The organism is Nocardioides sp. NPDC058538 (assembly GCF_042719275.1).
GTDB lineage: Bacteria > Actinomycetota > Actinomycetes > Propionibacteriales > Nocardioidaceae > Nocardioides.
Genome location: NZ_JBHXNY010000034.1, coordinates 1 through 25,072, shown reverse-complemented (window position 1 = coordinate 25,072; position 25,072 = coordinate 1). Strand labels below are relative to the sequence as shown.

At 67.0% G+C, this 25,072-nt stretch carries 26 protein-coding genes; 10 read left to right on the top strand and 16 right to left on the bottom strand.

Annotated features, from left to right (window positions below; genetic code table 11):
• Positions 1 to 92: 92 nt before the first annotated feature.
• Genes ACFWQC_RS23120 through ACFWQC_RS23110 form a run of 3 tightly spaced genes read left to right on the top strand, consistent with a single transcriptional unit; the run spans position 93 to position 3,908 of the window.
• Positions 93 to 1,547: a basic amino acid/polyamine antiporter gene (locus ACFWQC_RS23120; RefSeq protein WP_378683460.1), complete on the top strand. Its 1,455-nt coding sequence runs from the start codon at positions 93 to 95 to the stop codon at positions 1,545 to 1,547.
• Between the two features lie 28 nt (positions 1,548 to 1,575).
• Complete coding sequence (locus tag ACFWQC_RS23115; protein WP_378683457.1) at positions 1,576 to 2,826, top strand: arginine deiminase; 1,251 nt, start codon at positions 1,576 to 1,578, stop codon at positions 2,824 to 2,826.
• Positions 2,827 to 2,843: 17 nt separating this feature from the next.
• Positions 2,844 to 3,908, top strand: coding sequence for a lysylphosphatidylglycerol synthase domain-containing protein (locus tag ACFWQC_RS23110; RefSeq protein ID WP_378683454.1), 1,065 nt, complete (start codon positions 2,844 to 2,846; stop codon positions 3,906 to 3,908).
• Between the two features lie 91 nt (positions 3,909 to 3,999).
• Here ACFWQC_RS23110 and ACFWQC_RS23105 read toward each other — a convergent pair whose 3' ends face one another.
• The 6 genes from ACFWQC_RS23105 to ACFWQC_RS23080 are packed head-to-tail and all read right to left on the bottom strand — an operon-like array spanning position 4,000 to position 6,552.
• Positions 4,000 to 4,584, bottom strand: coding sequence for a hypothetical protein (locus ACFWQC_RS23105; RefSeq protein WP_378683451.1), 585 nt, complete (start codon positions 4,582 to 4,584; stop codon positions 4,000 to 4,002).
• A complete protein-coding gene (locus ACFWQC_RS23100) occupies positions 4,581 to 5,159 on the bottom strand; it encodes a DUF6286 domain-containing protein (RefSeq protein ID WP_378683448.1) in 579 nt (192 codons plus the stop codon). Before ACFWQC_RS23100 ends, ACFWQC_RS23105 begins: the two co-directional genes overlap by 4 nt.
• Positions 5,156 to 5,542: an Asp23/Gls24 family envelope stress response protein gene (locus ACFWQC_RS23095; RefSeq protein WP_378683445.1), complete on the bottom strand. Its 387-nt coding sequence runs from the start codon at positions 5,540 to 5,542 to the stop codon at positions 5,156 to 5,158. Before ACFWQC_RS23095 ends, ACFWQC_RS23100 begins: the two co-directional genes overlap by 4 nt.
• A 16-nt stretch (positions 5,543 to 5,558) precedes the next feature.
• Complete coding sequence (locus tag ACFWQC_RS23090; protein WP_141805347.1) at positions 5,559 to 5,735, bottom strand: DUF2273 domain-containing protein; 177 nt, start codon at positions 5,733 to 5,735, stop codon at positions 5,559 to 5,561.
• Positions 5,736 to 5,764: 29 nt separating this feature from the next.
• Positions 5,765 to 6,091, bottom strand: a complete 327-nt coding sequence (locus ACFWQC_RS23085; protein WP_378683442.1) for a hypothetical protein — start codon at positions 6,089 to 6,091, stop codon at positions 5,765 to 5,767.
• A gap of 2 nt (positions 6,092 to 6,093) precedes the next feature.
• A complete protein-coding gene (locus ACFWQC_RS23080; RefSeq protein WP_378683439.1) occupies positions 6,094 to 6,552 on the bottom strand; it encodes an Asp23/Gls24 family envelope stress response protein in 459 nt (152 codons plus the stop codon).
• A 176-nt stretch (positions 6,553 to 6,728) separates the two neighbouring features.
• On the opposite strand from ACFWQC_RS23080, the gene ACFWQC_RS23075 reads away from it, so the two are divergent.
• From ACFWQC_RS23075 to ACFWQC_RS23060, 4 genes are all read left to right on the top strand, one after another.
• Positions 6,729 to 7,298, top strand: coding sequence for an RNA polymerase sigma factor (locus ACFWQC_RS23075; RefSeq protein ID WP_378683436.1), 570 nt, complete (start codon positions 6,729 to 6,731; stop codon positions 7,296 to 7,298).
• On the top strand, positions 7,289 to 7,762 hold the full coding sequence (locus ACFWQC_RS23070; protein WP_378683434.1) for a hypothetical protein: 474 nt from the start codon (positions 7,289 to 7,291) through the stop codon (positions 7,760 to 7,762). The genes ACFWQC_RS23075 and ACFWQC_RS23070 overlap by 10 nt, the downstream gene beginning before the upstream one ends.
• 107 nt (positions 7,763 to 7,869) lie before the next feature.
• Positions 7,870 to 8,229 (top strand): VOC family protein, encoded by a 360-nt coding sequence (locus tag ACFWQC_RS23065; protein WP_378683431.1) that lies wholly within the window; start codon positions 7,870 to 7,872, stop codon positions 8,227 to 8,229.
• Between the two features lie 125 nt (positions 8,230 to 8,354).
• Entirely contained in the window at positions 8,355 to 9,332 is a 978-nt protein-coding gene (locus tag ACFWQC_RS23060) for a serine protease (protein WP_378683428.1), read from the top strand.
• A gap of 25 nt (positions 9,333 to 9,357) precedes the next feature.
• Here the strand turns inward: ACFWQC_RS23060 and ACFWQC_RS23055 are convergent, their stop codons facing one another.
• A complete protein-coding gene (locus ACFWQC_RS23055) occupies positions 9,358 to 9,612 on the bottom strand; it encodes a hypothetical protein (protein WP_378683425.1) in 255 nt (84 codons plus the stop codon).
• Between the two features lie 407 nt (positions 9,613 to 10,019).
• Between ACFWQC_RS23055 and ACFWQC_RS23050 the strand changes: the two genes are divergently transcribed.
• Positions 10,020 to 11,291 carry an LPXTG cell wall anchor domain-containing protein gene (locus ACFWQC_RS23050; protein WP_378683423.1) on the top strand — a complete coding sequence of 424 codons (1,272 nt, stop codon included), beginning with the start codon at positions 10,020 to 10,022 and terminating at the stop codon, positions 11,289 to 11,291.
• A gap of 51 nt (positions 11,292 to 11,342) precedes the next feature.
• Here ACFWQC_RS23050 and ACFWQC_RS23045 read toward each other — a convergent pair whose 3' ends face one another.
• Positions 11,343 to 12,812 (bottom strand): peptide MFS transporter, encoded by a 1,470-nt coding sequence (locus ACFWQC_RS23045; protein ID WP_378683420.1) that lies wholly within the window; start codon positions 12,810 to 12,812, stop codon positions 11,343 to 11,345.
• A gap of 70 nt (positions 12,813 to 12,882) precedes the next feature.
• Entirely contained in the window at positions 12,883 to 13,578 is a 696-nt protein-coding gene (locus ACFWQC_RS23040) for an SDR family NAD(P)-dependent oxidoreductase (RefSeq protein WP_378683417.1), read from the bottom strand.
• Between the two features lie 157 nt (positions 13,579 to 13,735).
• Here ACFWQC_RS23040 and ACFWQC_RS23035 point away from each other — a divergent pair, with 157 nt between their 5' ends.
• Complete coding sequence (locus ACFWQC_RS23035) at positions 13,736 to 14,587, top strand: helix-turn-helix domain-containing protein (protein WP_378683414.1); 852 nt, start codon at positions 13,736 to 13,738, stop codon at positions 14,585 to 14,587.
• 10 nt (positions 14,588 to 14,597) lie between these two features.
• On the opposite strand, the gene ACFWQC_RS23030 is transcribed toward ACFWQC_RS23035, so the two are convergent.
• On the bottom strand, positions 14,598 to 14,975 hold the full coding sequence (locus ACFWQC_RS23030) for a winged helix-turn-helix transcriptional regulator (protein ID WP_378683412.1): 378 nt from the start codon (positions 14,973 to 14,975) through the stop codon (positions 14,598 to 14,600).
• An 86-nt stretch (positions 14,976 to 15,061) separates the two neighbouring features.
• Here ACFWQC_RS23030 and ACFWQC_RS23025 point away from each other — a divergent pair, with 86 nt between their 5' ends.
• Positions 15,062 to 15,946 carry an NAD(P)-dependent oxidoreductase gene (locus ACFWQC_RS23025; protein WP_378683410.1) on the top strand — a complete coding sequence of 295 codons (885 nt, stop codon included), beginning with the start codon at positions 15,062 to 15,064 and terminating at the stop codon, positions 15,944 to 15,946.
• 129 nt (positions 15,947 to 16,075) lie between these two features.
• On the opposite strand, the gene ACFWQC_RS23020 is transcribed toward ACFWQC_RS23025, so the two are convergent.
• The 6 genes from ACFWQC_RS23020 to ACFWQC_RS22995 form a co-directional block, all read right to left on the bottom strand.
• On the bottom strand, positions 16,076 to 16,849 hold the full coding sequence (locus tag ACFWQC_RS23020) for a hypothetical protein (protein WP_378683407.1): 774 nt from the start codon (positions 16,847 to 16,849) through the stop codon (positions 16,076 to 16,078).
• On the bottom strand, positions 16,842 to 17,501 hold the full coding sequence (locus tag ACFWQC_RS23015; protein ID WP_378683404.1) for a hypothetical protein: 660 nt from the start codon (positions 17,499 to 17,501) through the stop codon (positions 16,842 to 16,844). The genes ACFWQC_RS23020 and ACFWQC_RS23015 overlap by 8 nt, the downstream gene beginning before the upstream one ends.
• A 139-nt stretch (positions 17,502 to 17,640) precedes the next feature.
• Positions 17,641 to 18,501: an alpha/beta fold hydrolase gene (locus ACFWQC_RS23010; RefSeq protein ID WP_378683401.1), complete on the bottom strand. Its 861-nt coding sequence runs from the start codon at positions 18,499 to 18,501 to the stop codon at positions 17,641 to 17,643.
• 623 nt (positions 18,502 to 19,124) lie between these two features.
• Entirely contained in the window at positions 19,125 to 19,946 is an 822-nt protein-coding gene (locus tag ACFWQC_RS23005) for a hypothetical protein (protein ID WP_378683398.1), read from the bottom strand.
• A complete protein-coding gene (locus ACFWQC_RS23000) occupies positions 19,943 to 21,481 on the bottom strand; it encodes a DUF262 domain-containing protein (RefSeq protein WP_378683396.1) in 1,539 nt (512 codons plus the stop codon). The genes ACFWQC_RS23005 and ACFWQC_RS23000 overlap by 4 nt, the downstream gene beginning before the upstream one ends.
• Positions 21,482 to 21,855: 374 nt before the next feature.
• Positions 21,856 to 24,909, bottom strand: coding sequence for a hypothetical protein (locus tag ACFWQC_RS22995; protein ID WP_378683394.1), 3,054 nt, complete (start codon positions 24,907 to 24,909; stop codon positions 21,856 to 21,858).
• Positions 24,910 to 25,072 lie beyond the last annotated feature (163 nt).

Sequence of the window (25,072 nt, the reverse complement as noted above, 5' to 3'; positions counted from 1 at the left end):
CAGGACCATCTCAGCGTCGTCGCAGGCGAAGCGGGGCGGATCACACGTTCCGGGTGAGGTGGACGGATCGGATCGGACATCAGATCAGGGGCATGAGTTCTGACTCTGCCACCACCGAGGCCCCCGCTGCAGCGAAGATGAGTCTCCCGACCCTGACCGCGATGGTCGTGGGTGGGATGGTCGGCGCCGGGGTCTTCTCCCTGCCGGCCCGGTTCGGGGTCGCCACCGGCATCCTCGGCTCGCTGATCGCCTGGGCGATCGCCGGCGCCGGCATGCTCATGCTGGCGTTCGTCTTCCAGAGCCTCGCCATCCGCAAGCCCGAGCTCGACTCCGGGGTCTTCATCTACGCCAAGACCGGTTTCGGCGACTACGCGGGCTTCAACTCCGCGATCGGTTTCTGGGCGAGCTCCATCGCCGGCAACACCTTCTACTGGGTCTTCATCGGCGCCACCATCGGCGCCTTCTTCGACGGGTTCGGTGACGGCGACACCGTACTCGCCGTCGCGCTCTCCACCGTGGGGGTGTGGCTCTTCCACTATCTGATCGCGCGCGGCGTCCGCGACGCCGCGGTGATCAACCGGATCGTCACGATCTTCAAGGTCCTGCCGATCCTGGTCTTCATCGTGGTCCTCTTCATCTCCTTCGACGCCGGCGTCTTCGCCGACAACTGGGTCGCCACCGGCTACGGCGATCTCGGCAACCTCGACGAGCAGATCCGCAACACCATGCTGATCACCACCTTCGTCTTCATCGGCATCGAAGGGGCCAGCGTCTACTCCCGTTACGCCAAGAAGCGCGAGGACGTCGGGAAGGCGACCGTGCTGGGCTTCCTCAGCGTGCTGTCGATCTTCGCGCTGGTCACCCTCTCCAGCTACTCCGTCGTCCCGCAGCCCGAGCTGGCCGCCACCCGGCAGCCGTCGATGGTCGGGGTCTTCGAGTCGGTGGTCGGCGACTGGGGCGAGGTGTTCATCAGCATCGCGGTGATCGTCTCGGTCCTGGGTGCCTACCTCGCCTGGACGCTGATGGCCGCTGAGGTCATGTACGTCCCGGCCCGCTCCGACGACATGCCCGCCTTCCTGGGTCAGGAGAACCGCAACGGCACCCCGATCACCGCGCTCGTGGTGACGTCGCTCGGCGTCCAGGCGCTCCTCGCGCTCACCCTGTTCGTCAACGACGCGCTCAACTTCATGCTCGATCTCGCCACCAGCCTGGCGATCCTGCCCTACCTGCTGGCCGCCGCGTACGCACTCAAGCTCGGCCTGACCGGCGAGGCGTACGAAGGCGTGCCGGCCGGCGTACGTCGCAAGGAGACGATCGTGGCCGGCATCGCGACGGCCTACACGTTCTTCCTCTTCGACGCTGCCGGGCTGAAGTTCGTGCTGCTGATGACGCTGATCCTCGCGCCGGCGTCGTTGCTGTACATCAAGGCCCGCAGCGAACGTGGCCGGCGGATCTTCAGTCCCACCGAGATAGCACTGTTCGGCGCGATCCTCATCGGAGCGGCGCTCGCCGTCTTCGGCCTGTGGTCCGGCCGGATCTCCCTCTGACCTCCCGTCCCCAACAGAAAGGCATCTCATGTCCGAGCAGGAGCCCGCGTACGGCGTCCACTCCGAGGTCGGCAGGCTCAGGAAGGTGCTCGTCTGCGCACCCGGCCTGGCCCACCGACGGCTCACCCCCAGCAACAACGACGAACTGCTCTTCGACGACGTGATGTGGGTTGAGAACGCCCAGCGCGACCACGCCGACTTCGTGAACAAGCTGACCCAGCGTGGTGTCGAGGTCGTCGAGCTGCACGACCTGCTGGCACAGACGCTCGCGGTCGCCGGCGCCAAGGACTGGATCCTCGACCGCAAGATCGTGCCGAACCAGGTCGGCCTCGGGCTGGTCGACGACACCCGTACCTACCTCGAGTCGGTCTCGGACCGACAGCTGGCGGAGTTCCTCATCGGCGGCCTCGCGACCAACGACCTGCCCAGCGACTTCCGCTCCCCCTACGTCGGCCTCGCCCGGGAGTCGACCGGAGCCCGGGAGTATCTGATGCCGCCGCTGCCGAACACGCTCTACACCCGGGACACGACCTGCTGGCTGTACGGCGGGCTGACCATGAACCCGCTCTACTGGCCGGCGCGCAAGGACGAGACGCTCCTCTACAAGACGATCTACCAGCACCACCCCGACTACGTCGGCTCGACCGTGTGGTGGGGCGACCCCGAGCAGGAGTGGGGGCAGGCCAGCTTCGAGGGCGGCGACGTGATGCCGGTCGGCAACGGAGTCGTGCTCGTCGGCATGAGCGAGCGCACCTCTCGCCAGGCGATCACCCAGGTCGCCAAGGCCCTCTTCGAGCGGGGAGCCGCGGAGAAGGTGATCGTCGCCGGGATGCCGAAGCTGCGGGCGGCCATGCACCTGGACACGGTCTTCACGTTCGTCGATCGCGACATCGTCACGCTGTATCCGACGATCATGGATGCCGTACACACCTTCACCCTGGTGCCCTCCGACAAGGCGCCCGGGGTCGAGGTGATCGACCACGGCGACGCGGCCTTCGTCGACGTCGTGGCGCAGGCGCTCGGGCTGCCCTCGATCCACGTGATCGACACCGGCGGGGACGTCTATCAGTCCGAGCGACAGCAGTGGGACAGCGGCAACAACGCCGTCGCGCTCGAGCCCGGCGTGGTGTTCACCTACGACCGCAACACCCTCACCAACACGCTGCTGCGCAAGGCCGGGGTCGAGGTCATCACCATCGTGGGAGCCGAGCTCGGCCGGGGCCGCGGTGGCGGACACTGCATGACCTGCCCGATCAGCCGCGATCCCGTGGATTTCTGAGCCGTCGCGGCCGCGCAGTGAGCACACCGGAGGGCCCCGACGTCAGCGATGCCCGGCCTGGACGTCGCGCCTGGATCACCCGCATCGTCCTGCTGGTCGTGGCCGCGCTCAGCACCGTCACCGTCGTACGTCTGGTCGGGCGGGTCGACTGGGAGGCGGCCCGGGACGCGCTGACGCGCCTCAGCTGGTGGCATGCCATCGTGCTGCTCGTCGTCGTCCTGGCTCGTCAGGTCCTGCTGGCGATGCCACTGAGGTTCTTCATCCGCGGGGTGACGTTCTACCGGGCCACCATCAACGACCTCGGCGCGACGCTGATGTCGCTCATCGCTCCGCCGCCGAGCGACATCGCGCTGCGGGTCGCGATGTTCAAGTCGTGGGGGGTCAGCCCCGCCAAAGGCCTCGCCGGCACGGTGATGAACTCGCTGACGTTCTACATCGCGAGGTTCTCGGGCCCGCTCCTGGGATTCATCCTGCTGCTGACCGTCGGCGAGGCCCCCTCGTTCCGGTGGCTCGAGCTGCTCAGCATCGCGGTCGCGGCCGTCATCCTCGTGACCGTTCTCATGGTCGTACGCAGCGACCGGCTCGCCCGCACCGTCGGAACCCGCTCCGGACGGATCGTCCGCCGGTTCCGGAAGTCGGTCGACCCCGATAGTTGGGCCGATGCGTGTCAGAGCTTCCGTGCCGACATCGCCGAGCGGTTCCACAGCGGGTTCCCCCTGGCGGTGCTCTCTCAGGTCGGCATGATGGTCGTCGACCTCGCCGCGCTCACCCTGTGCCTGCGCTTCGTCGGCGTCACGGCGGACGAGGTGAGCCTCGTGTGGATCGCGATCGCCTACCTGTTCGCCTTCCCGTTCACCGTGTTCCCCCTCTGGGGGATCGGCATCGTCGATGCTCTCATCCTCGCCGCCCTGGTCGAAGCCGGTGGCCTCGAGGTCGAGGCGGCGGCCGTGGCCGGGCTGATGGTGTGGCGGGTGTTCACCGTGGCCGTGCCGGTGCTGCTCGGTGCCGTCGCCGTCGGGGTGTGGCGGCGCGAGGTCGCTATGGCCGATGCCTCCCCGGGTGCACCCACACGTTCCGAGTGAGGTGGCGGCTCGATGCTCCTGGAGACGACGTGGCCCCGCCCCCGCTCGGGTCACGCCGTCATCAGGAGCATCGAGCCCCGGCATCGAGCCCTCAGCGCACCCGCATCTGGGACTGCTGTCGTCCCTTGCCTCGTCGCGGCGAGTCGACCAGGATCCGGCAGCTGATCGCCTGATCGGGGAACGCCGCGGCGACGTCCCGGGCGCAGGTCTCGGCGGCGTCGGTGATCGAGTCGGCCGACGCGACGGGGTCGATCCGCCCGCGCAGCAGGATCACCGGCCGCGACCGGATGGTGGCGACGGTCCCCGTGACACCGGTGAGAGCAGCCATGCTCTCGAGCCTGCCCCCGGCGGCATCGGCGATCGAGCGGAGATCGGCCTGGACGCGACCGGTCTCGTCGCTCGTCCGGAGTCGCATCGTCGAGGGGCCGCGCCGGCGCAGGTGCGCCAGCAGCCACGTCAGGCCGAGGAACCCCAGGACGATGCCCGCCGCGGCGAGCGCCCAGGGGAACCAGCCCGCCGTCACGAACTCACGGGCCGGCCCGGTGGAGAGCTCGGTCGGGTAGGTGTCGAAGAGCCATCGGTAGTGCCAGTCGACCATCAGCAGGCCCAGGGCGACCAGAAGGATCGCCACGAGCAGGGTCAGCGCCCGGTCGATCCTGATCATGCGGGGCGTCATCGGGGAACCTCCGTGGCTCGTACCTTGATGCTGGCTCCGGTCGGTCGCCCGACCTGGTCCTCGAGTACGGCACTCACGTGCTCGGCGACCGCAGCCGCGTCCTGCGCGACGATGTCGACGACGACGCGACGCCTTGACCTGAGTGACGACTCGGCCGAGACCACCCCGGGAAGCCGGTCGGCGGTCTCCTGGGCGATGGCGGCGACCGCGCCGGGCGAGAGCCACAGGTCGGCATCGCCGGCGACGCGGAGGTGCGTACGCCGCCCAGGCCGCAGCCCGAGCCAGAGCAGCACCAGCCCGATGAGCGCGATGGCCCCGCCGCCGATCGCCAGTCCGACGGACGCGCGTAGGCCGTCGAGACCCTCGACGAGGTCGGGGGCCAGCGGCGTGCCGGCCGCCCATCCCTGGCTGAGCGCGAGCTCGCGGATGGCGACCACGGCGAACGCGATCAGCACGATGGCCAGCACGGTGGCGGTCGCGACCGCTACCGGCGCGCGGCGGGGTTGGACGCGTGGCGCCGCCGGGCGGGCGACGCGTTCAACCTGTTCGACGTGTTCCACGGTGGGCGTGCTCATTCCACCCTCCTGCCGGTGTCGTCGGAGGCCGACGGGTCCACCGCGTGCACGGTGACGTCGACGCTGCGGATCTGGATGCCCGAGAGGCGAAACGCCTCCTGACGTACGGTGTCCCGCACGGTCGTGGCGACCTGGGAGATGTTGCCGGGCCAGGCCATCGCGATGTCGACCTTCACCCGGGCGGCACGGCCCTCGGTCGTGATCTCGGCCTTGGGCAGCGCCATGCCGGTGATGCGGCCGAGTGTGCTGCGGTGGGTCACCGTGCCCGGGACCCGCAGCACGATGTGCTCGACGATCCGCTGGAGGGCCTTGTTGCGCACATCCAGCGTGCCCCGGTCCTCGACGAGGTCGGGGTCGTGCGAGCCCTCATCGGTGGTCGGCATCGGACGCGTCGGGGACTCAATCACGGCGTCCTCGCAGCAGACTGCCCAGGTCGAGCTCGCCGTCGACGTGGCCGCCGATGAGGTAGCCGGCGCCGCCGAGCACGACGGCCAGCAGCAGGCCGATGAGGCCCCCGGTGACGATCGCGATCGTGAGCAGCAGGCCGGCGACCAGGCCCAGTGTCGAGTTGGTCATGACGTGTTCTCCTTCAGAGGTCGAAGCGGTCAGGCCGTGGCCGAGCCTGTGCTGCCGGGCGGGAGGATGTCCTCCACCGTGATGTCCACCGGGCCCGAGACGTACGGTCGGACCGCGTCACGCACCGCGTCGGTGGTGCCGATGACGGGGAATCCCCAGTGCAGGACGACGTGGACCGAGCAGCCGGGCTCGCGCATCCTGATCCCGTTGACCCGGCGCCCGGGGAGGTAGGTGGCCACCTCCCCGGCGACGCCGGCATGCAGGTCGTGGACACCGGGCACCGCGAGCACGGCCGCTGCCACCACGTCCGCAACGTCCGGCTCGGCGCCGTCGTGCGGATCGGGGTCGGCCGGCACGGTCACTCCACCCGCCGGCCGGCGTCCGGGTCGGAGTCGCGGGCCTCGTCCTCGAGGAAGACGTCGTGCACGGTGATGTTGACCTCGGTGACCTCGAGGCCGGTCATGCGCTCTACCGAGGCCTTCACGTTGCGGCGGATCGCGCTCGCGAGGTCGGGGATCGAGGTGCCGTACTCGGCGACGATGTCGAGGTCGGCGGCCGCCTGCCGCTCCCCCACCTCGACCGCGACGCCCTGGCCCATGTTGGTCCGCGAACCCGGGATCCGCTCGCGGATCGCTCCGGCCGCGCGGGCCGCGCCGCCACCGAGGTCGTGCACGCCGCTGATCTCGCGAGCAGCGATCCCCGCGATCTTCGAGACCACGGTGTCGGCGATCGACGTACGCCCGTGCTCACTCACCAGAGCACCCGAGTCTGTCCCCGTGGTCGACAAGCTCGTGGTCTCCGACTTCGTCTGCGCCATGAGAAGCACCTTCCTGATCGTGTTCGGTTGATCTGACGCTGGTTAGTCGCAACCTCGTACCGATGTGTCACAGGAATTCGGGTGTGTTCTAGCTCACATCTCTTTGCTTGCGGATGGTAGAACTCTCCTATCCAGACTCTGCCCTCGCGTGGCAGCAGACGAGGAACTCGGGGGCAATGTCGAATTCGCAGGCGTCATCTGAGCCGTTGGCGACGGATGAAGCCCTCGTGCGCGCCGCCCGCCTGGGCGACCACGAGGCGTTCAGGGAGATCGTGGATCGGCATGGCCCGGCCATGTATCGGTACGCCCTTCACCTGGTCGGCGACGCCGGCGACGCCGCCGAGGCCACCCAGGAGGCGTTCGTCTCGGCGTGGCGGAGCCTGTCGGGCTTCGCGGGGCGCTCCTCGCTGCGCACCTGGTTGATCCGACTCGTGCACCGTCGCGCGGCCGATCTCCAGCGCAACCGGCGCGCGACACCCATCGACGACGGGCTGATGTCGCGGCTGTCCCCGGCCGCGACGGACAACCCTCTGCAGTCTGTTCTGGACGCCGAACTGCTGGATGCGTTGCAGCTAGCATTGAACGAGCTGCCGTGGCATCAAAGGGCGACCTGGCTGTTGCGGGAGGTCGAAGAGATGAGTTACGAGGAGATCTCCATCGCCCTGGCCATGCCGATCGGCGCCGTCCGCGGACACCTGTACCGCGGACGACGCACACTCGCGGAGAGGATGGCCAGATGGCGCTAGATCCCAGCCCCCTCGGCCGCGCCATCCGCGCCGCCCGTGCCGAGCAGCCACCCGGATGGGTCGACCTGGCCGGCTCGATCATGTCGCGCGTGCGCGCCATCGTGATCCCGTCCGAGCCGATCCTCACCTTCACCGAGTTGGGCACGCCGGCGCGCGATGAGCAGGGCTCCGAGACGTACGTCTCCGCACGCGTCGTCACCGCGGCGCTGCGCCGGCTGCTCCAGGAGCACCCCACTCACGCGCCCGAAGCCATCGACCTGCGCGTCGACGACGGCCGCCTGACCGGCATCCACATCCGCCTCGTCGCCAGGTACGGCGTCGAGCTCCACCCGCTCGCCGACACCCTGCGCCCGCGGATCCTCGAGATCGTCGAGGGCATCCTCGGGCCCGCTCCCGGCCTCGACCTCTCGACGATCGAGATCGAGTACGTCGACGTCACCCGCGGCGACCCCAACCGGACCTGACTTCACTGCTTGCCTCTCCCCCAGGGGGATGCCCGAGGATGGCCGCATGAGCGACCCACTGATGTCCATCGGATCGTCTGGCCGCTCATCCCCCGAAAGGACACTCCATGACCCTGACCCTTGCCGCGATCAGCTTCGACTGCTCCGACGCGCTGCGTACCGCCACGTTCTGGGCCGCCGCGCTGGACCGGAAGCTCGACGAGGGCAGCAGCGACGAGTTCAGCTCCATCGGCCTGAAGCAGCCCACGCCCGGCGCAGCGGCATGGCTGTTCGCGCGTGTCCCTGAGCCGCGCCGGGCGAAGAACCGCGCTCACCCCGACCTCATCGCAGAGGACCGGCCTGCGGAGGTCGCTCGCCTGGTCGACCTCGGCGCCACGGTCCTCGGCGAGCACGACGAGTTCGGAATCCAGTGGACGGTCCTGCGCGACGTCGAGGGCAACGAGTTCTGCGTCGCGACTGCACACTGAATACCGCCCCGCGTATCAGAGCCTGCCGCTACCGCTCCTCGATAGTGAGGCTTCGGTTGTCGTTCTGGAAGGTCCGGAACCTGGAGCCCACAGGGGGAATGAACATGAACAACGAAGATCTGTTCATGGCACAGTCAGAGGCGGTGCCGGACGAGCTCTCGGCCGTGGCCGACTCGAAGGCATCGGCCGAGGAGGATTTGCTCGGCAGGGAGAACGTGGTCGGCGTCGGGGTCGGCCTCAAGATCACGAACGGCGAGCAGACCGAGACACCGAGCGTGATGGTGCTGGTCAGCCAGAAGATGCCGACCGAGCTGGTCAGCAGCACGGACACCATCCCGGACACGGTCGACGGCAAGCCGACCGACGTCCTCGAGGTCGGGCACCTGTTCGCCGGCGGGAGCCAGCAGCTCATGGAGACCCAGGAGGTCGACGCCCAGACCCTGGCGACCCGGATCCGTCCGGCTCGACCGGGTTTCAGCGTCGGGCACTTCAAGATCACCGCAGGGACGATCGGCGCGGGCGCGTACGACCTGCGCTCCTTTCCAGGGATCCCGCCGCGCTACTACATCCTGAGCAACAACCACGTGCTCGCGAACTCCAACGACGCCAGCATCGGCGACCCGATCCTGCAGCCCGGCCCGTTCGACGGTGGAACGGCACCGGCGGACGTGATCGGCCGGCTGGCCCGGTTCGTGCCGATCAGGTTCGACGGCACCTGCAACTCCGTGGACGCCGCGGTCGCAGAGGTGCCGTTCCACGTGATCGACCGCGACGTCTACTGGAACGGCTACCCGGCCACGGCCGCCAAGGCCGCAACCGTGGGGATGCTGCTCAAGAAGACCGGCCGCACCACGAACTTCACCACCGGCAGGGTCACCGCCATCGCGGCGACGGTGAACGTCAACTACGGCGGCGGGAACGTCGCGAAGTTCTGCAACCAGATCATCACGACCAACATGTCAGCCGGCGGCGACTCCGGCTCGATGGTGCTCGACCTGCAGAACAACCCGGTCGGGCTGCTCTTCGCGGGATCGAGCGTGGCGACGATCCTCAACCCGATCGCGCTGGTCCAGCTCGCCCTTCAGGTGCGTGTCTGGCCGTGATCGGCTGAAGGGCCCGGAGATGCCGTCAGCCCTCGGTTCTGAAGGCGTCTCCGGTCTCCACGCGCACCGGCAGGCCCTCGCACTCCTGCGGCAAGGACCGCACCGCGGCCGAGGCCGGGTCGAGGGCGTAGACCACCACCGCCGGTCCCCCATCCTCGGCGGCACCGATCGCGACACCCGCGATGCCCTCCCCGATCCACTTCTCGGCAACCGTCAGCGCTCGTCGTGACCGCTCATCGAGGGCTGGGATCTCGGCGTACAGGTCGTCGTCCGCGCTCATGTCCCCAGGCTACGCCAGGTCAGGCGGCGCAGTCTCGGTCGATGCGGACCGGCAGCGCGACGGGCCGTGACCCGCTGCGACCCTGCCGAATACCACCCGGGACCTGGTCCCAAGAGTCGGGCAACACAAGAGGGTCGAAAGTCCCGTCCACCCCAATATGGGGTAGGTGAAGGGAATTCCCTCAACCCGCTGAGACAGCGCCGGGAGACCCTCATCTCACAGGCCTCGCCGGGGCGGCCCAACGCGCCGCACTTGCTCCTCGGTTTCAAGAGGTCCGCACCATCCACCCGAGATCGGCCCAGGCCGACCGCGACAGGCATCTCTGTCCGCCCGCCCGGTCTCGGGTACCTCAGCCCTGCCTGCTCACCACAGGCACGAACCACAACAGCCCGTGAAGGAACCAACCCATGAACACGCACAACCCCATCAAGATCGGCCTCGCGGCTGTAGCCGTTGCCGGAGTCGCCACGGTCGTGGCAGCCCCTGGGGCTCAGGCCGCGCAGGACTGCAAGACGACCACCGTGACCTCTCAGGTCAAGGTCGCCGACGAGAAGAAGACCACCGAGGTCACCCCTGCGGTCACGCACGTGGAGCACACCGACGCGGTGTCCCACGAGGAGTCCCGCTTCTCGAAGGTGGTCAAGGGTGAGAGCCACGAGGCTGTCACCGAGGACCAGTTCCGCAACTCGGTCTACACCCGGACCTACACGCCCGGCACCGACGCGGTGACCGACACCATCGAGCACCCGGCTGAGACCCACACGGTCGAGCACCCGGCCGAGACGCACGTGGTCCACCACGAGGCGGTCACCCACGAGGAGACTCGCGTTCAGGACCGTGGCTACGCCTACAGGCAGAAGCAGACCGGCAAGGTCCGCTACCTGGACACGCCGGACTGGAACGGCGAGGACGAGCACGGCGACAAGGGCTGGGTCCGCTTCGCCGGGGGCGACCTGACCGAGACCGTCACCGTCGTGGACGAGGAGGCATGGGACGAGACGGTCGTGGACAAGGAGGCCTGGACGGAGACCGTAGTGGACAAGGAGGCCTGGACCGAGACCGTCGTGGTCGAAGAGGCCACTCCTGCCGTCTTCGGCCCGTGGCAGTGGGACCACTTCACCACCTGGACCACCACGTCGGGGACCCCGGCCGATGAGGACGGTCAGGACGGCGATGACAACCCGCTGAACCTGTCCCGGATCGGCGAGCAGTACGAGCAGACCGTGATCGCGAGGGAGGCCCACACCGACCCCGACGTCACGCTCTACTTCGTCCAGGACGGTGAGCCGACCACGAACCTGGCCGACGCATCCTGGACCGCCGACGAGCCTGAGGGTTGGGACCTGGTCGACACCCGCACGGTGGAGGACAGCCCGGCATCAGAGGTCACTGTGGAGGACTCGCCTGCCTCTTCGGTCACGGTCGTCATCCCGGCTGTCTACGAGACCAAGACCAACGAGTCGGAGAGGTGCGCGGCAGTCGTCAAGGACGCCAACACCACGGCTGAATCCGCCAGCATCAAGGCCGACTCCGAGGTCCCGACCCGGATCGATGCCGGTCTGGCTGGGACCCTGCCGAACACGGGCGGTCCGAACGGAGTGCTCCTCGCCGTCGGCGGGCTGCTCGCCAGCATCGGGGGCATCGGCGCCTTCCTCACCCGTCGCCGGAAGATGGCCTGATCCACACTTCCCTCGGAGGCGTCCGACGGCCGGCGGCGCAGGCGAACAGGATCAGTGCACGCCGGCCATCAGCCGCCGGATGGGCCGGTTGCCGATGAGCAGGAGGACACCGACGACGACCGAGGCGAGCCCGACCCACCAGAAGAAGCCGCTGTCGTCGTTGACGTCGTAGAACTCGGCCAGCCGGCCGGACATCGCGGTGCCGAGGGCGACGGAGAGGAAGAACAGCGCCATCATCTGGGTGCGGAAGCGCTCGGGGGCGAGCTTGGTGGCCAGCGAGAGACCGACCGGGGAGAGCAGCAGCTCGGCGAGGGTGAAGAGCAGCAGGATGAACGCGAGGCCGATCAGCGGCACGGTGTGCTCACCGCTCGGCATCAGCAGGAAGACCCAGAACGCGATCCCCATCAGGATCGTGCCGATCGCGAACTTCACCGGGGTCGACGGCTGACGGGAGCCGAGCTTGGTCCACAGAGCCGCGAAGACCCCGGAGAGCAGGATGATGAAGACCGGGTTGATCGAGTTGACCCAGGAGACCGGCATCTCCCAGCCGAAGATGTCGCGGTCCAGGCGCTGGTCGGAGTAGACCACCATGACGGTGAACTGCTGCTGGTAGAGCGACCAGAACACCGCGGAGGCAACAAACAAAGGCACCATCGCCCACACCCGGCTCCGCTCGACGGCGGTGACGTGGCGACTGGAGAGGATGACGGCGAAGAGCGCGACCGCGGCGACCGCGCTGATGCCGATCACGATGTTGGCCAGGCGCGGTGCGGTGATGACACCGGTCAGGCAGAGCACCACGATCGCCGCCACGGCGGCGACGGCGATGGCGATCCAGCGGCCACGCTCGGCGGCGGGAAGCGGGTTGGGGACGACACGGCTCTCGGCGGGAAGCCTGCTGCGGCCGAGGGCGTACTGCACCAGACCGAAGATCATGCCGATCGCGGCCAGCCCGAAGCCGACGTGGAAGCCCCACTGCTTCTGCAGCAGCCCGGTCAGCAGCGGACCGACCAGGGCACCCAGGTTGATGCCCAGGTAGAAGAGGGAGAACCCGGCGTCGCGGCGCTCGTCATCGGCGGCGTACAAGGTGCCGACCAGGGACGAGGCATTCGCCTTCACCCCGCCCGAACCGAGCGCGATCAGCACCAGCCCGACCCCGACCCCGGCGATGCCGGGGATCAGGGCGAGCCCGAGGTGGCCGAAGACGACCAGCCAGGCAGAGGCGAAGAGCGTACGTTCCGCGCCGATCAGGCGGTCGGCGATCCAGGCCGCGATGATCGTGGACAGGTAGACCGCTCCGCCGTACGCACCGACGATCCCGAGCGCGACCGTCTCGCTGATCCCGAGGCCGCCCTCGGCCACGGAGTAGTAGAGGTAGATCGCCAGGATGCCCTGCATGCCGTAGAAGCTGAACCGCTCCCACAGCTCGACGCCGAACAGGTTGGCCAGTACGCGTGGCTGGCCCAGGAAAGACCGGTCGCCGGCTTCGCCCGCGGTGGTCTCACTTTTAGCTTGACTCATTACTTCAGGTTCACAAGTCTCCGCTCCCCCGCCCAAATCGCGAACGGCCGATAACCGCCGGTTGTGACCACTACCACGCGAGCTGCCCGTCCTTGTCCTGGAGCGTCCCGGTGGGGCCGTCGAGTCCCAGGGTGGCGAGGCGTACGACGGTCTTGGCGCTCTCCGCGGGCGACTCGGCGATGTCCTCGATGCCGAAGCCGGCGGTCATGTCGGTTGCCGTGGGGCCGGGTTCGACTGCGTTGAACCTGATGTCGGGGTTCGCCTTGGCGTACTGGACGGTCAGCATGGTCGCGGCGGCCTTGGACGCGGCGTACAGCGGCAGGAACATCCCGTGCTCGACCCGGTCGGCATTGGTGTTGGCCCAGAACGAACCCATGCTGCTGGACACGTTGACCACCCGCGGGTTCTCCGAGCGGCGCAGCATCGGCAGGGCGGCCTCGGTGACCCGGACGATCCCGACCGCGTTGACGTCGAAGACCTGCAGTGCGGTCGGGCCGTCGAGCGGTTCGGCGACGAGGACGCCGGCATCGTTCACGAGTACGTCGAGGCCACCCTCGGCCGCCGCGATGGTGGCCAGTGCTGCGGCGACCGAGGCGTCGTCGGTGACATCGAGCTGTACGAAGCGCGCGCCGAGCTCGGCGGCCGCCTTCTCTCCTCGCTCGACGTCTCGTGCTCCGAGGTAGACGTCATAGCCGGCGTCGGTGAGCTGGCGGGCGGTCTCGAATCCGATGCCCTTGTTGGCGCCGGTGATGAGTGCGACGGTCATTGCTGTTTGTTTCCTTTCGTCGGACGGCCCGATCGGGCCGTCTTCGACGCTAGGCATGCCGGCGACCACCGCCCAGAGTCCTGGTCGGACCGGGTCCTGACAGGACCCCCGCTACCTGCTCGGGGCCGACCTAGGCTGGAGGCACGAGGCTGCAGAGATGAGTGAGGTGACGAACCCGCTGGGCGCGTTCCTGCAGGCCAGGCGGGCGCTGGTGACGCCGGAGGCGGCCGGCATCCCGGCCGCGGGCGTACGTCGCGTCCCCGGGCTGCGCCGCGAGGAGGTCGCGATGCTCGCCGGGATCAGCGCCGACTACTACCTGCGCCTGGAGCGCGGCCGCGACCGCAACCCGTCGGCGCAGGTGCTCGAGTCGATCGCCCGCGTGCTCCAGCTCGACGACGACCACACCGCCCACATGATGTCGCTGGTCACCGAGGCACCCCGGCGTCGTCGGAGGCGGCGCAAGGAGACCGTCCCGCCCGGGGCGCTCAAGCTGCTCGACTCGATGGTGCAGCCCGCGTTCATCGGGGGGCGCTACTTCGACATCCTGGCGGCCAACGCTCTTGCGCGTGCGCTCTCGCCGCGGCTCGCGGCGGGAGGCAACCAGCTGCGGGACCAGTTCCTCGACCCGGGCCAGCAGGCCTTCCATCCGGAGTGGGAGTCGATGACGGAGTGCTTCGTCGGCAACCTGCGCCAGGCGGTGGGCACCGATATCGACGACCCCCGGTTCATCGAGCTCATCGGCGAGCTCTCCCTGGCCAGCGCGCGTTTTCGGCAGCTCTGGGCACGCCATGACGTACGCGCCCAGACCGGCGCCCCGATCAAGATGAACCATCCGCAGGTCGGCGAGATCACCCTCAACCGGGAGTGGCTGACGATCAACGGCACCGACGACCTGATGCTCGTCGTCTACCACCCCGACGCCGGCTCGGCCGATGCGGAGAAGCTGGCCCTGCTGGCCTCCGCGGGCCTGCCGACGCGGGCGGCTGGGTCGGAGGTCCGGTCGGTCTGACGGCCTGTTGCTAGGGGCGGGGCAGCAATCCCGCGTCGCGGTGCTCGACCAGCTCGGTGCGCTCGCGGGCGATGCGGTCCATGCCCCAGCGGCCGAGCGGCCCGAGCGCGGTGTTGAGGCTGCGGCCGTGATCGGTCAGCGAGTACTCCACCCGCGGAGGCACCTCGGCATAGACCTCCCGGTGCACCAGCCCGTCGTGCTCCATCTCGCGCAGGTGCTGGGTCAGCATCTTCTCGCTGACGCCGGGCAGGCCTCGGCGGAGCTCGGCGAAGCGGCGTACGCCGTAGTTGTCGAGCTCCCACAGGATCAGCCCCTTCCACTTGCCGCTGACCACGTCGAGCGCGGCGTCGATGCCGCAGATGTAGGGACCGTTTCGGGGCTTCGTCATCGGGCTTCCTCACTCACCAATTGGTAAGTACCCCAGTAAATAGTGGGTACTCCCGCCATCGTACGTAAAGGCCGAGGATTGTCTTCATGAATCAACCTCTCACCCCCGTCACCCTCATCGGCCTCGGCCCCATGGGCCAGGCGATGGTCCACAGCCTGCTCGCAGCCGGGCATCCGGTGACCGTATGGAACCGCACGGCCTCGCGCGCCTCGGAGGTGGTGGCCGCCGGCGCCCAGCTGGCCGACTCCCCGGCGAAGGCCGTCGCGGCCAGCGACCTGGTCATCCTCAGCCTGACCGACTACCAGGCGATGTACGACGTGCTCGGCTCCGCCACCTCCGAGCTCGAGGGTCGCACGATCGTCAACCTCAGCTCCGAGTCGCCGGACGGGACGCGCCGGGGTGCGGAGTGGGCCGCCTCGCACGGCGCCCACTTCCTCACCGGCGGCGTGATGGTCCCGGCCCCGATGGTCGGGACCCCCGATGCGTACGTCTATGTCAGCGGCCCCGCTTCCGTGTTGTCCCAGCACGAGGACGCGCTGGCCCGCATCGGGTCGGTCCGCTACCTCGGCGAGGACCCCGGGCTCGCCCAGCTGATGTACCAGGCCAACCTGGACATCTTCCTGACCTCCCTCTCCTCGCTCCTCCACGCCGTCGCCCTGCTCGAGACCGGCGGCATCAAGCCCTCTGCTGCTCTGCCTGAGCTCATGCAGACCCTGGCGGGCATCCCCCCGATGCTCGCCGCCGGCGAGGACCTCGGCGCCCAGCTCGAGGCCGGCCAGCACCCCGGCCACCTCAGCACCGTGACGATGATGGGCGCCACCGCCGACCACCTCGTCGAGGCCAGCGAGGCCGCCGGCATCGACACCGACCTCCCCCGCGCCGTCCAGGCCCACTACACCTGGGCCCGCTCCCGCGGGTACGGCGCCGAGAACTGGTCCCGCATCATCGACGCCATCCGGCCGTACGTCTGAGGCGAGCTGTGCCGGGCGGCCGCCCGGCAGGAGGCTGTCCGGCGCAAGCATGCCGAGAAGTCACGTACGTCGGCCGAGACGTCACACCCGGCCACTCTCCTACCGCGAGTATCCCTCGGCCGGGCGGCCTCAGCCCGTGAGAATACGGAGCGCGACTTGACCGTCGGTCTGTCGATCTGCAGGAAGGGCTCTCCATGCCCGCGCGTTGTCTGGCATCGCTTTCGCGAGCGCCGCCAGGCGAGCCCGGTCCGACCCGGCGAAGTGTTCACGCTCTGCGTAGGGATCTTCGATCACCGACAACAGGAGCGCGGCATCCTGGAGGTGGCGCTCCTTGTCGCGTGGATCGGTCTGGTACGCGGCCGCCTTGAGGATCAGCGCACCGAATGGGGACGGCACGCTTACCGTCGTCGTTCGCCCTGGTGTGATCTGCAGGCGCGCGTTGATGGTTCGCTGCAGTGCTTGAGTCCCCCCTTCGATCGCCATCATGTTCTTGCCGCGCAGCTTCTCAATCACACGAGGTGCGGCATGGTCGGCCACCAGAACGTCGACGACATCCGTGGCGCTGGCGACGAGATCCACCCGCGACGTGCCTCGGACAAAGCGATGGGCAATGGTGCTTCGCTCATCGATCGACGGAGCGAACGCGTACCCGATCGACTCCAACGCGTTCGCCGCTTCGGCAGCGATGCCACGGGTCGTCTCCACATGCAGCACGAGGTCCACGTCGTTCGTCGGCCGTAGGGCGTCGACACCTCGATGAATGGCGTGGAGCTGCGCCATCAGACCGCCGACCAGCGTCCACTTCTCGTGCCTCAGCACCGCCTCGATCTCAGCGACGTTGGGCCACGGTGCACCCCAACCACCACCGGGACTCGGCACCTCGATGGTGGCGCGTTCAGCCATGGAAGTCCTCCAGCGCATGCTCGAGCGCGTCAAGGCCGGCCCGCCGTTCGCGCACGTCGAGGGACTCAGCCAGATCCATTGCCGCGAGCAGGATGCCCCGCCCCGACAGGTCACGCACCACGTCGAGGCTCATGGTTGTAGCGCGGAGCGTGACGCGACCGTCCTCGTCCCGAATCAAACCATGTCGCGACACCACGCCAGCGACGTCATCGGCCGAGAGGTAGCCATCGATGTCGTTCGTGTCCGCGAGACCAAGCCTGCCCGCCACATCGACCGGATAAACCAGTTCCGCCAGGAGGTACTTCCCGGCGCTGGAATGAGCACGGTATCGAGTCACAACAGCCCTCTCACGGGCACGCTCGACCAGCTCAACGGCGGAGAGCTCGCGAAGTCGCGCCCTGAGGCGGAGCCGCTGCCGCTCCCCCATCCATTCGGCACCCGCCCCAGACAAGATCGCCACCGCGCCCCATGCCGTGGCCTCCGACCATGCGCGACGCGAGCCACGCCGAACGGTGGCGAACCGTTCAACCGAGGTCTCGTCCACCAGGCCGCGCGCGACCTGACCAAGAGCTCCGCTCGCGACGAGCTGCTGCACCCGCCGCGTGGACACGCCCAGCCGCTCGGCGGCATCGGACACACCCACGAAACTCATGACAGATAGTTTCGCATATGCGAAGCTATCTGACCATCGCTGGCGACGAACACCGACCACCTCGTCGACGCCAGCCAAGCAGCCAGCATCCGAGGGGGTGCTGTCGCCGGGGTGGCCGCCCGCGAGGAGGACGCCCCAGTCAGGAATGAGCCGTGAGCCAGCCGATCACGTCGGCGGTGATCGCATCGCGGTTGGTCTCGTTGAAGATCTCGTGACGCGCCCCGGGATAGAGCGTCACCGTCACATCCTTCAGTCCGGCCTCTCGATAACGCTCCCCCAGCAGCTCGACCAGGGCGCCGCCTCCGGCAAGCGGGTCAGCGTCGCCGGAGACGACGAGAACCGGCAGATCGGTGCGGATCGCACCGAGGGCCGCCGGGTCGGCCAGCCGCTCGGCGCCGGCGAAGAGCTGGGGCACGGCGGTGTCGGGCAGATCGAACCCGGACAACGGGTCTGCGACGTACGCATCGACCTCGGCCTCATCGCGCGAGAGCCACTCGTACCCCGTCCGGTGCTCGAACCCGGCGTTGAACGCCTCCAGCCCGGCCGGACCCTCGGCGCTCGCGAGCGCACCAGCGAGTACGTCGAGGGCGGTCGAGCCCGACAGCACCACACCGTCGTACAGATCGGACCGGTCCACGATCACCGTCTGCGCCGCGAAGGACCCCATCGAGTGCGCGACCAGGAACACCGGGATCCCGGGGAACTCATCGCGTAGCGAGGCACCCATGGCCGCGACGTCGGCCACCAGCTCCCCGAAGTCGAAGTGACCGAGCTGGTCGGCCGACGCGACGGACCCGCCGTGACCGCGGTGATCGACCGCCCGCACGACGTACCCAGCCTCGACGAGAGCCCGAGCGAGCCGGTCGTAACGCTGCCCGTGCTCGGCGATGCCGTGGGCGATCTGGACCACGCCCTTCGGCGCGGACAGCTCCTCGCCCCACGTCCGGGTTGCAAGAGCAGTGCCGTCGGTCGGCGAGACGAATGTGGCTGTGGTGGGCATGGGGCCTCCTGGTGACGGGGTGCTCATGCTGCCATTCCTACGGCGATCCTGGCAGGTCATCAGGCTCCAGACGCCGGGCATGGCGTTGCTCGCCCCACCCGAACGACGTCTCACACACCCAGTCCTCAACATCCGACCCCAGCCGCCGAAGCGCATCGAGCAGCACGGACGGATCCTGAAGGTCCTCCGAGTGCCCCAACCGCCACACTGCACCCTCGTTCGTGGGCTGGTGCTCGACGTGCACCCACACGTACTCGTGCCCAGGCGTTACACGGTACGCACGAATCAAACCGGCTCCAGAAAGACGGCGGCGGACGGCGCCCTAGTCGGATCGGCTCGACTTTCGAACGTGCCAACATGCCGACCAAGGCGCACAAGCTGATCGGGTGATGCTGAGTCGAGCAGACGCCGCGCGACATCAGCAAGCCGTTCGTCTAACCCGCTTCTGGCGAAAGACATCGGTTGCCGTTGTGCCGGACGGTGCCGAGCCTCTCGGCTGCCATGCCCGAGGGCACAACGCTCCAATGATTGCGGCCTTTGAATTGATAAAGGATACTCGATTGAACTGTCGATAATGTGATCGAATGCCGCGGCTCGCGAGAGCGGGAATCACGGCCGGGACATCAGGCCATCGGCCGATGCGTCCATGAGCCAGGTACGACGCTGAAGGCCAAGAATATGTCGTCGCCGCCACTGAAACCGGGTCGCTCTTCGACGAAGGCCTCGGCGTTACCGTCAATGATGCCCTGAAAGAGAATTCGTTCGGCCGCCTGACTCTTTAGCTCGTACTTGACCTCTGATGTCCAGCGTGTCCCGTTTATGCTGGCATACTCAAGCCCGATCACGACCGTGGTGGCCACACCGTCGGCCAGATGTTGCAGAAGCTTTTCAGCAGCCGCCCCAGATGCAGAGAAGTGAAGGTTTGCCTTCTTCTTGGCGGCGTCGCCCGTACCAAACGGGGTGTCATCAATGACGGCATGGGCGCCTGGCATACCGTCGCCCGCGATCATGCTAGTCAGCGTGATATTCATCGCCGGTTCGTCTGTGACGTTCTGAACGAGCAAGTCCAGTGTCAACGAAGTCTCCATGTGGCGGCCGTCCACTTTGTTCGCACGGACGATCCTGGATCCCTTCTCCGCCACGGAAGGGACCAGGAAAGGCGTCCTGCTCTGCTTGCGCTCCTTAAGGTCATCCTCTCGGTGACTCAAGTCGCGACGACGCTCCTTGAGATCAGAGTAGAGAACGAGCACAAGGCCGAAGAAGCCGAGGCCGCTGAAGAGCGCGGAGCTAGCTCCGAACATGCCACCGGCGCTGCCGTAGACAGGAAGCTTGCTGTCCGGCAGCAGCGCGACGACCAGTAAGGTGGGCGCCAGGGCGACGAACCAAATAACAACAGTTGCGAACAGACCCCATCCAATGATCTTCGGCCAGTTCCAGTTGATCACAGCATGGACTCCATCCATGAGAGGAAGGTCTGGATCCGAGACGTCTGCCAGTCGCCGTCGCCCAGCGCAGACAGGGAAGGAACTTCCTGACTGCCAAGCGCAATTGGATCGAGTAGATATTCAGGTCTTTCGTTCTTGATCCGGTGCTTCAACTCTGACGCGGACTCGCGAGAGAAAACGAGGATCTCAGTCGCCGGTCGATCCGGACTCATCGCAACCTTCCCGCCCGCCAGTTCCACAATCGAAACGTCGGTCGTTGGCCCCTCGAGCCGCGTTCCAGTGAGGGGATCTAATGCGCCGTTACGTATCAGCAAGCCGCGAACCCCCATGCGCAGGATGCGGTTGCGTCGGATGGGCTCCTGAAGCGAGATTCTCATCTGCGTCAGCACTGCCCCCGGGTCGTGATGCGACCTGCGGAATGCCGTGATGTCCGCCAATACCTGAGTGTTTGCACCTTGGAGATAGCGCTGGTCGGCAATGGATGTCCAGTACCAACTGCGAACTGCATCTAGGGAGTAATCAGAGTTCAGCGCGTACGCCAGGGTCAGCGTCATGGCATCGGAGGGCACGCCGTCGCCGTCTCGGATCCCCCCCTCAACTCTGAGGAACTCCAACGCCTCGCTGTAGGCGCCGATGGCCCGCTGCCAATGTTGGCGCACGTACGAGGGCGGCGTCCTCAAGACGTCGCGTTGACGAACCCCCATCACCCTCCTGCTCGGGCGGATCGCCGGGTTCATCCGATCCTCGTCGCGGCGCCACAGTGCAATAAGTTTAAGAATCTCGAGCCCATCCGAGCCCATCTCATCAAAGATTGGAAAACTCTCGCTCGCGCGCTCCCACTCATTGCGCAGGTTAAATCCGTCTGGATACAGAACTGCGACCATGAGGTCAAAGGCATCTAGCCGAAGGCCAGTCCGGTTTAGGGTCTCGAAGATGCGTGTCAACGCTTCCAAGTCGATGTCGCGCAACATAACGGTTGACGGGATTTCGTATTCACCGCCAGCGATGTACCCGAGCCGTGTTTTGCGAACCTTCCGCGCTCGGGTTGCATCATCCATCGAGAGCCGGCTTGTCCAGTCGTCGAAGAATCGGTCATCGGACAGGGCTGCCACGGTGATCGCGGTCGATCTCCGAGCGACTGGAATCCCTCGCGCCCTGGGGGCCCAGCGGATCCGAGGAGCGTCGTCCTCCTCCACGTCCTCGTCGGCGAAGTCCACGTAGTACACATACTCGCCGGTGTCTGTTAGAGCGTGGTAGAGCGAGGTCACTCGTTGCTGTCCATCAAGCAGGTAGAAGCGGACGTACTCTGGCTCTACCGTTGGACCGCCCTCCAGGCTCTTGATGCCGAACGGTTGCGGCCCTTCCAGCATGAGCAACGAACCAATAGGCCACCCGTTCCTGACACTGTCCAGAAGCTCGACAACCTGATTCGGATCCCATACGAACTTGCGCTGGAACTCCGGAAGAGCGGCGCCACCTGACGCGACCAACCGAATCATTTCGTCAAGAGGGAAATCCCTTGTCTTGTGCTGCAAGTGATCCTCCACTGAGCCCGGTCGATTGGCACTCCGCACCGTATACGAACACCCGACCGCTAGGCGCCTAACCGCGCCGCGCGTCCCGAGCCGAGCGCTCTTATACTCAAATTGAGGTAGGCGGCACACAGTGGGCGCTCAAACTGCCACCGGGGCCACGAGCACCCCCGCCAAGATGAATTCGGTAGCGGAGCCTCCGACCAGCGCGACAGCGAGCCACGTCATAACGAGGTGCGCGACGCGGGAGTAGGACACCAAACAGCGGGCTTCCCCCGGTTCCGAGGTCAACCACGTGCAGCGGCGATCGCCATGGCGGGATAGCGGCCAGCGTTAGAGCGTCATGCCAGCCCGACGCTGCGAGTCCATCAACTGGTCTACTCAACTGCGACAGCCGGTCTCACGAACGGATCCAGGTGATCGACGTCGTCCTCGTTCCACCCATACCTGACGCGCAGAAGCTCCAGAACCGCAGCCGACGGCAGTGGTTCCGGCCGGAGCACCAAGCTCCACCACGTCTGGGCGCTTAGTGTCACGGTCGTAAGCAAAGCCTTCCGCAACGCCTCGGCGGTAAACAGATTGGTCGATACTGGGTCACCATCGGGCTCCGGAGCCATAAATCGGCCTTGCAACTCCCGCGCCTCCTCGGGCGATCGCGGCGCGAGGAACGTGTGCCGCGCGTTCTTCGCGACGTTGTGGACCGCGATCAGGAGTTGCCAGTCCAGCCAGCCCTCGTCCCGCAGCGTCGCGACCACGTCAGCGAAGGCTGAGTCGTCCCGCAACGCGTCGAGGGTCGGTCCCATGCGCGACGGCAGGTCGCTGTAGCGGTGCTCGATCTCTTCCCGACTGCGGTCCGGATCATAGCCGGGTCCGCTATTCGCGGGGGCCGCCAGTTCTCGATGTGGTTCAGCAGACGTCGCCTCTGGCGCAGACAGCGGCTTCGTATTGCGCGGTCGGGCATCAAAACTCGCCTCAGACACGATCGAGTGCCACAACACGTCGTAGGGAACAGCGAACGAGATATCGGTCAGCAGGTGATCCTCAAGAGCACCAACCACGATGCTCTGGAGCCGCTCCTGGGATAGCGTGGAGACACCCAAGATCGCAGCCATCACCGCCGCTAAGGTGTCCCGCGTAACCAAGTTGGCCGACTCTTGTGTCAGCTTGCCTACTCCCGCCAGCGACACGCTGAGCCTGCTCTCCTCGGGTGTCGACAACGTCTCCTCAGTCTCGAAGTCAGCCCCGGCGTGCAACGCAGTGACGTAGACGGTCCGTCTCATGGGCAACAGGCCAAGGTCCTCGTCGGCCAGATGGGCGAGAACGGTCTGCAGTGCGGCCGCGAACCGTTCACCGATCGCGCTGTCGGCGTACAGGTTGCGAAACACCACCGTCCATGTCACCCCGAGGGCCTCGAACCGAACGTGGCGGATCTCGGTCGTGTCGCCGAACGGCGGACGACCGAGATCTTCGACCACCCGGTGAACATGGTCGTCGAGCTTGATGTTCTCGAACCAAGGCGGCGGCCGACCCTCGAAGGCTCCGTCGAGGAGCTCATCGAGGAACCCGCCGATCCTGTAGCGACCGATCACGCCCTCCACGTGGCTCAGATACGGATCGCCGGCCTTGCGAGCCAGAGACCTGATCTGGGTCAGCTCGAAGAACGCACCTGTTAGCCAGTCATGTTCATTGAAGTCCATCGGCCGCTCGGCGAGCAGACGGTGTGACACGAGCGCCTCGCAGTCCAAGTGAGCCGCACTGCACCACGAGCCCTGGTGATAGTCGGCGAACGCGGCGTACGCCAACCCGATCGAGTGCTGTGCGGCATCCGCATTGTCGGACAGGTAGGCCGCCGCGAACGCGTACTGTTTTGCCGCCATATAGAGGCCGATGTCTCGATATGCAATTGACGTCGCCAGGGTCGCGTGCACCATCTGCTGCCGCGCATCGCCGGAGAACAACCCGTTTCGAGCCCGGTGCAGTTGCTTGAGCGCTGCCACCCGGCGGTCCACCGCAATCAGCGCCTGGCACCGGTCAAGAGCATTGTTCGCGGCTGTCGCCTCACCTATCGTTGTGGCGACCCGCGCGTCGATTGCATCGACCACCTGGTCGTATCCTGGGATATCGACTAGGACCGGCGTGAACATCGTGAGCACCTTGCCGAGCGTCTCTACGGGAAACAGCGGTGCGTCCGGCAGAATGTCGACCAGCCTCGTGTACGCGTCGATTGCACCTTCAGGGTCTACGAGCGGGACGGTGACCGCAGTCAGCTCCTCGGCCGCCACCGCCGCAACGAGCTCCTCGGACGTCATGTCGGTGATTTCGCCAGCAATAACGTATCCGTCCTCGGTCTGGTTCGCGGTGACTACATCGGGTTGAAGGCGCAGCCACCCGAGCGTGTCGAGGAGGACGCACGCGGCACCCGGCGGCGGATCCGCGTTGAGAAGCTCCTCGACCCGTCGGGACAGCCCTATGTTCCAAGCATGGAATGCCTCCTCAGCGTGCCTTGTCCGGCCGCGAGCCAGAGCCGCAGTCATGTACATCAAGATCACCGACGCGTCCGAGAGCTCTTGAGCGTCTGTAGCTGCAATGGCGTCATCGAGATACTCGGCAGCTCGATCATCGGCCGGCGTCAGGTCGCCCAGGCCGCGGATGTTCGCGGCAACGCACTCGTAAAGAGCTCGTCTACGAAGCGGCCTCGGATGGCCCGGCTCGAGGGCACTCTCCAGGCGCTCGAGCCAAAACGGCACATCAGGGCGTCCCTCACGGGCTGAGCACGCATAGTGCAAGCATCCTGCCAGGTCGAGCAGGCGACCCATTGTGTCGATCGCGTCTCCATCTGCGCGCCAGCGAGCAAGGTCCTCCTCGTACCAATCAGGCCGGTCGACGGGCACGGGTAGCAGCCGCGCCGGAAGGTGCAGGTACGTCTCGGCGATCCAGAACGTCGCACGGTCCGCCAGAAGTTCAGCGATCGCGTTCCCGTCGAAGACTGCCAGGCGCACCTGATGCCGTTCCATCGCGTCGAGCTCGATCGCATGCCGCCGGGCAACAGGGATATCTGCCTCGCAGTAGGCGACGATGAACTCGACCTCGGACCCGCTAGCGACGATCTCAGCGACGTCGGCGCGAACCTTCCCGCGCAAGCCGTCCTGCTGCAGCGTGCATGCGAAGCCGACCGCGGCGCGGTCTGGAACACCGAGATCGCACCCGATCCGCTGCACCTGGCCCGGCAACTGCGTAGGGAATGTCTCGAAGTCGCGGCCCTGGTCACCGCCACCGGCGACGGGCCCGGTAGCCGGCAGCAGGTTCCGAGTCACCGTCGCTCTGGCGAGCATCCGTGTCAGGGTCTCGAACTCATGCTGGCCATTGCGAACGCGTAATTGGTTCAGCGCGAACCGGATCTCGTGTCGGACCTGCTCGACATCGTCAACCATGGACCCTCTCCCTTCCAACGGACATCGTCCTCGACCGCGACCAACCGCGCAGCGATACCGACAAGATCGGGAGTGTCAGGAACTTTGTGTAACTGATCATCGGCTTGCTTGTGTTCAGTTCAGACCCAGGCGTTCTTCGCCGAAGGCCATGGTAAGGGTGTTG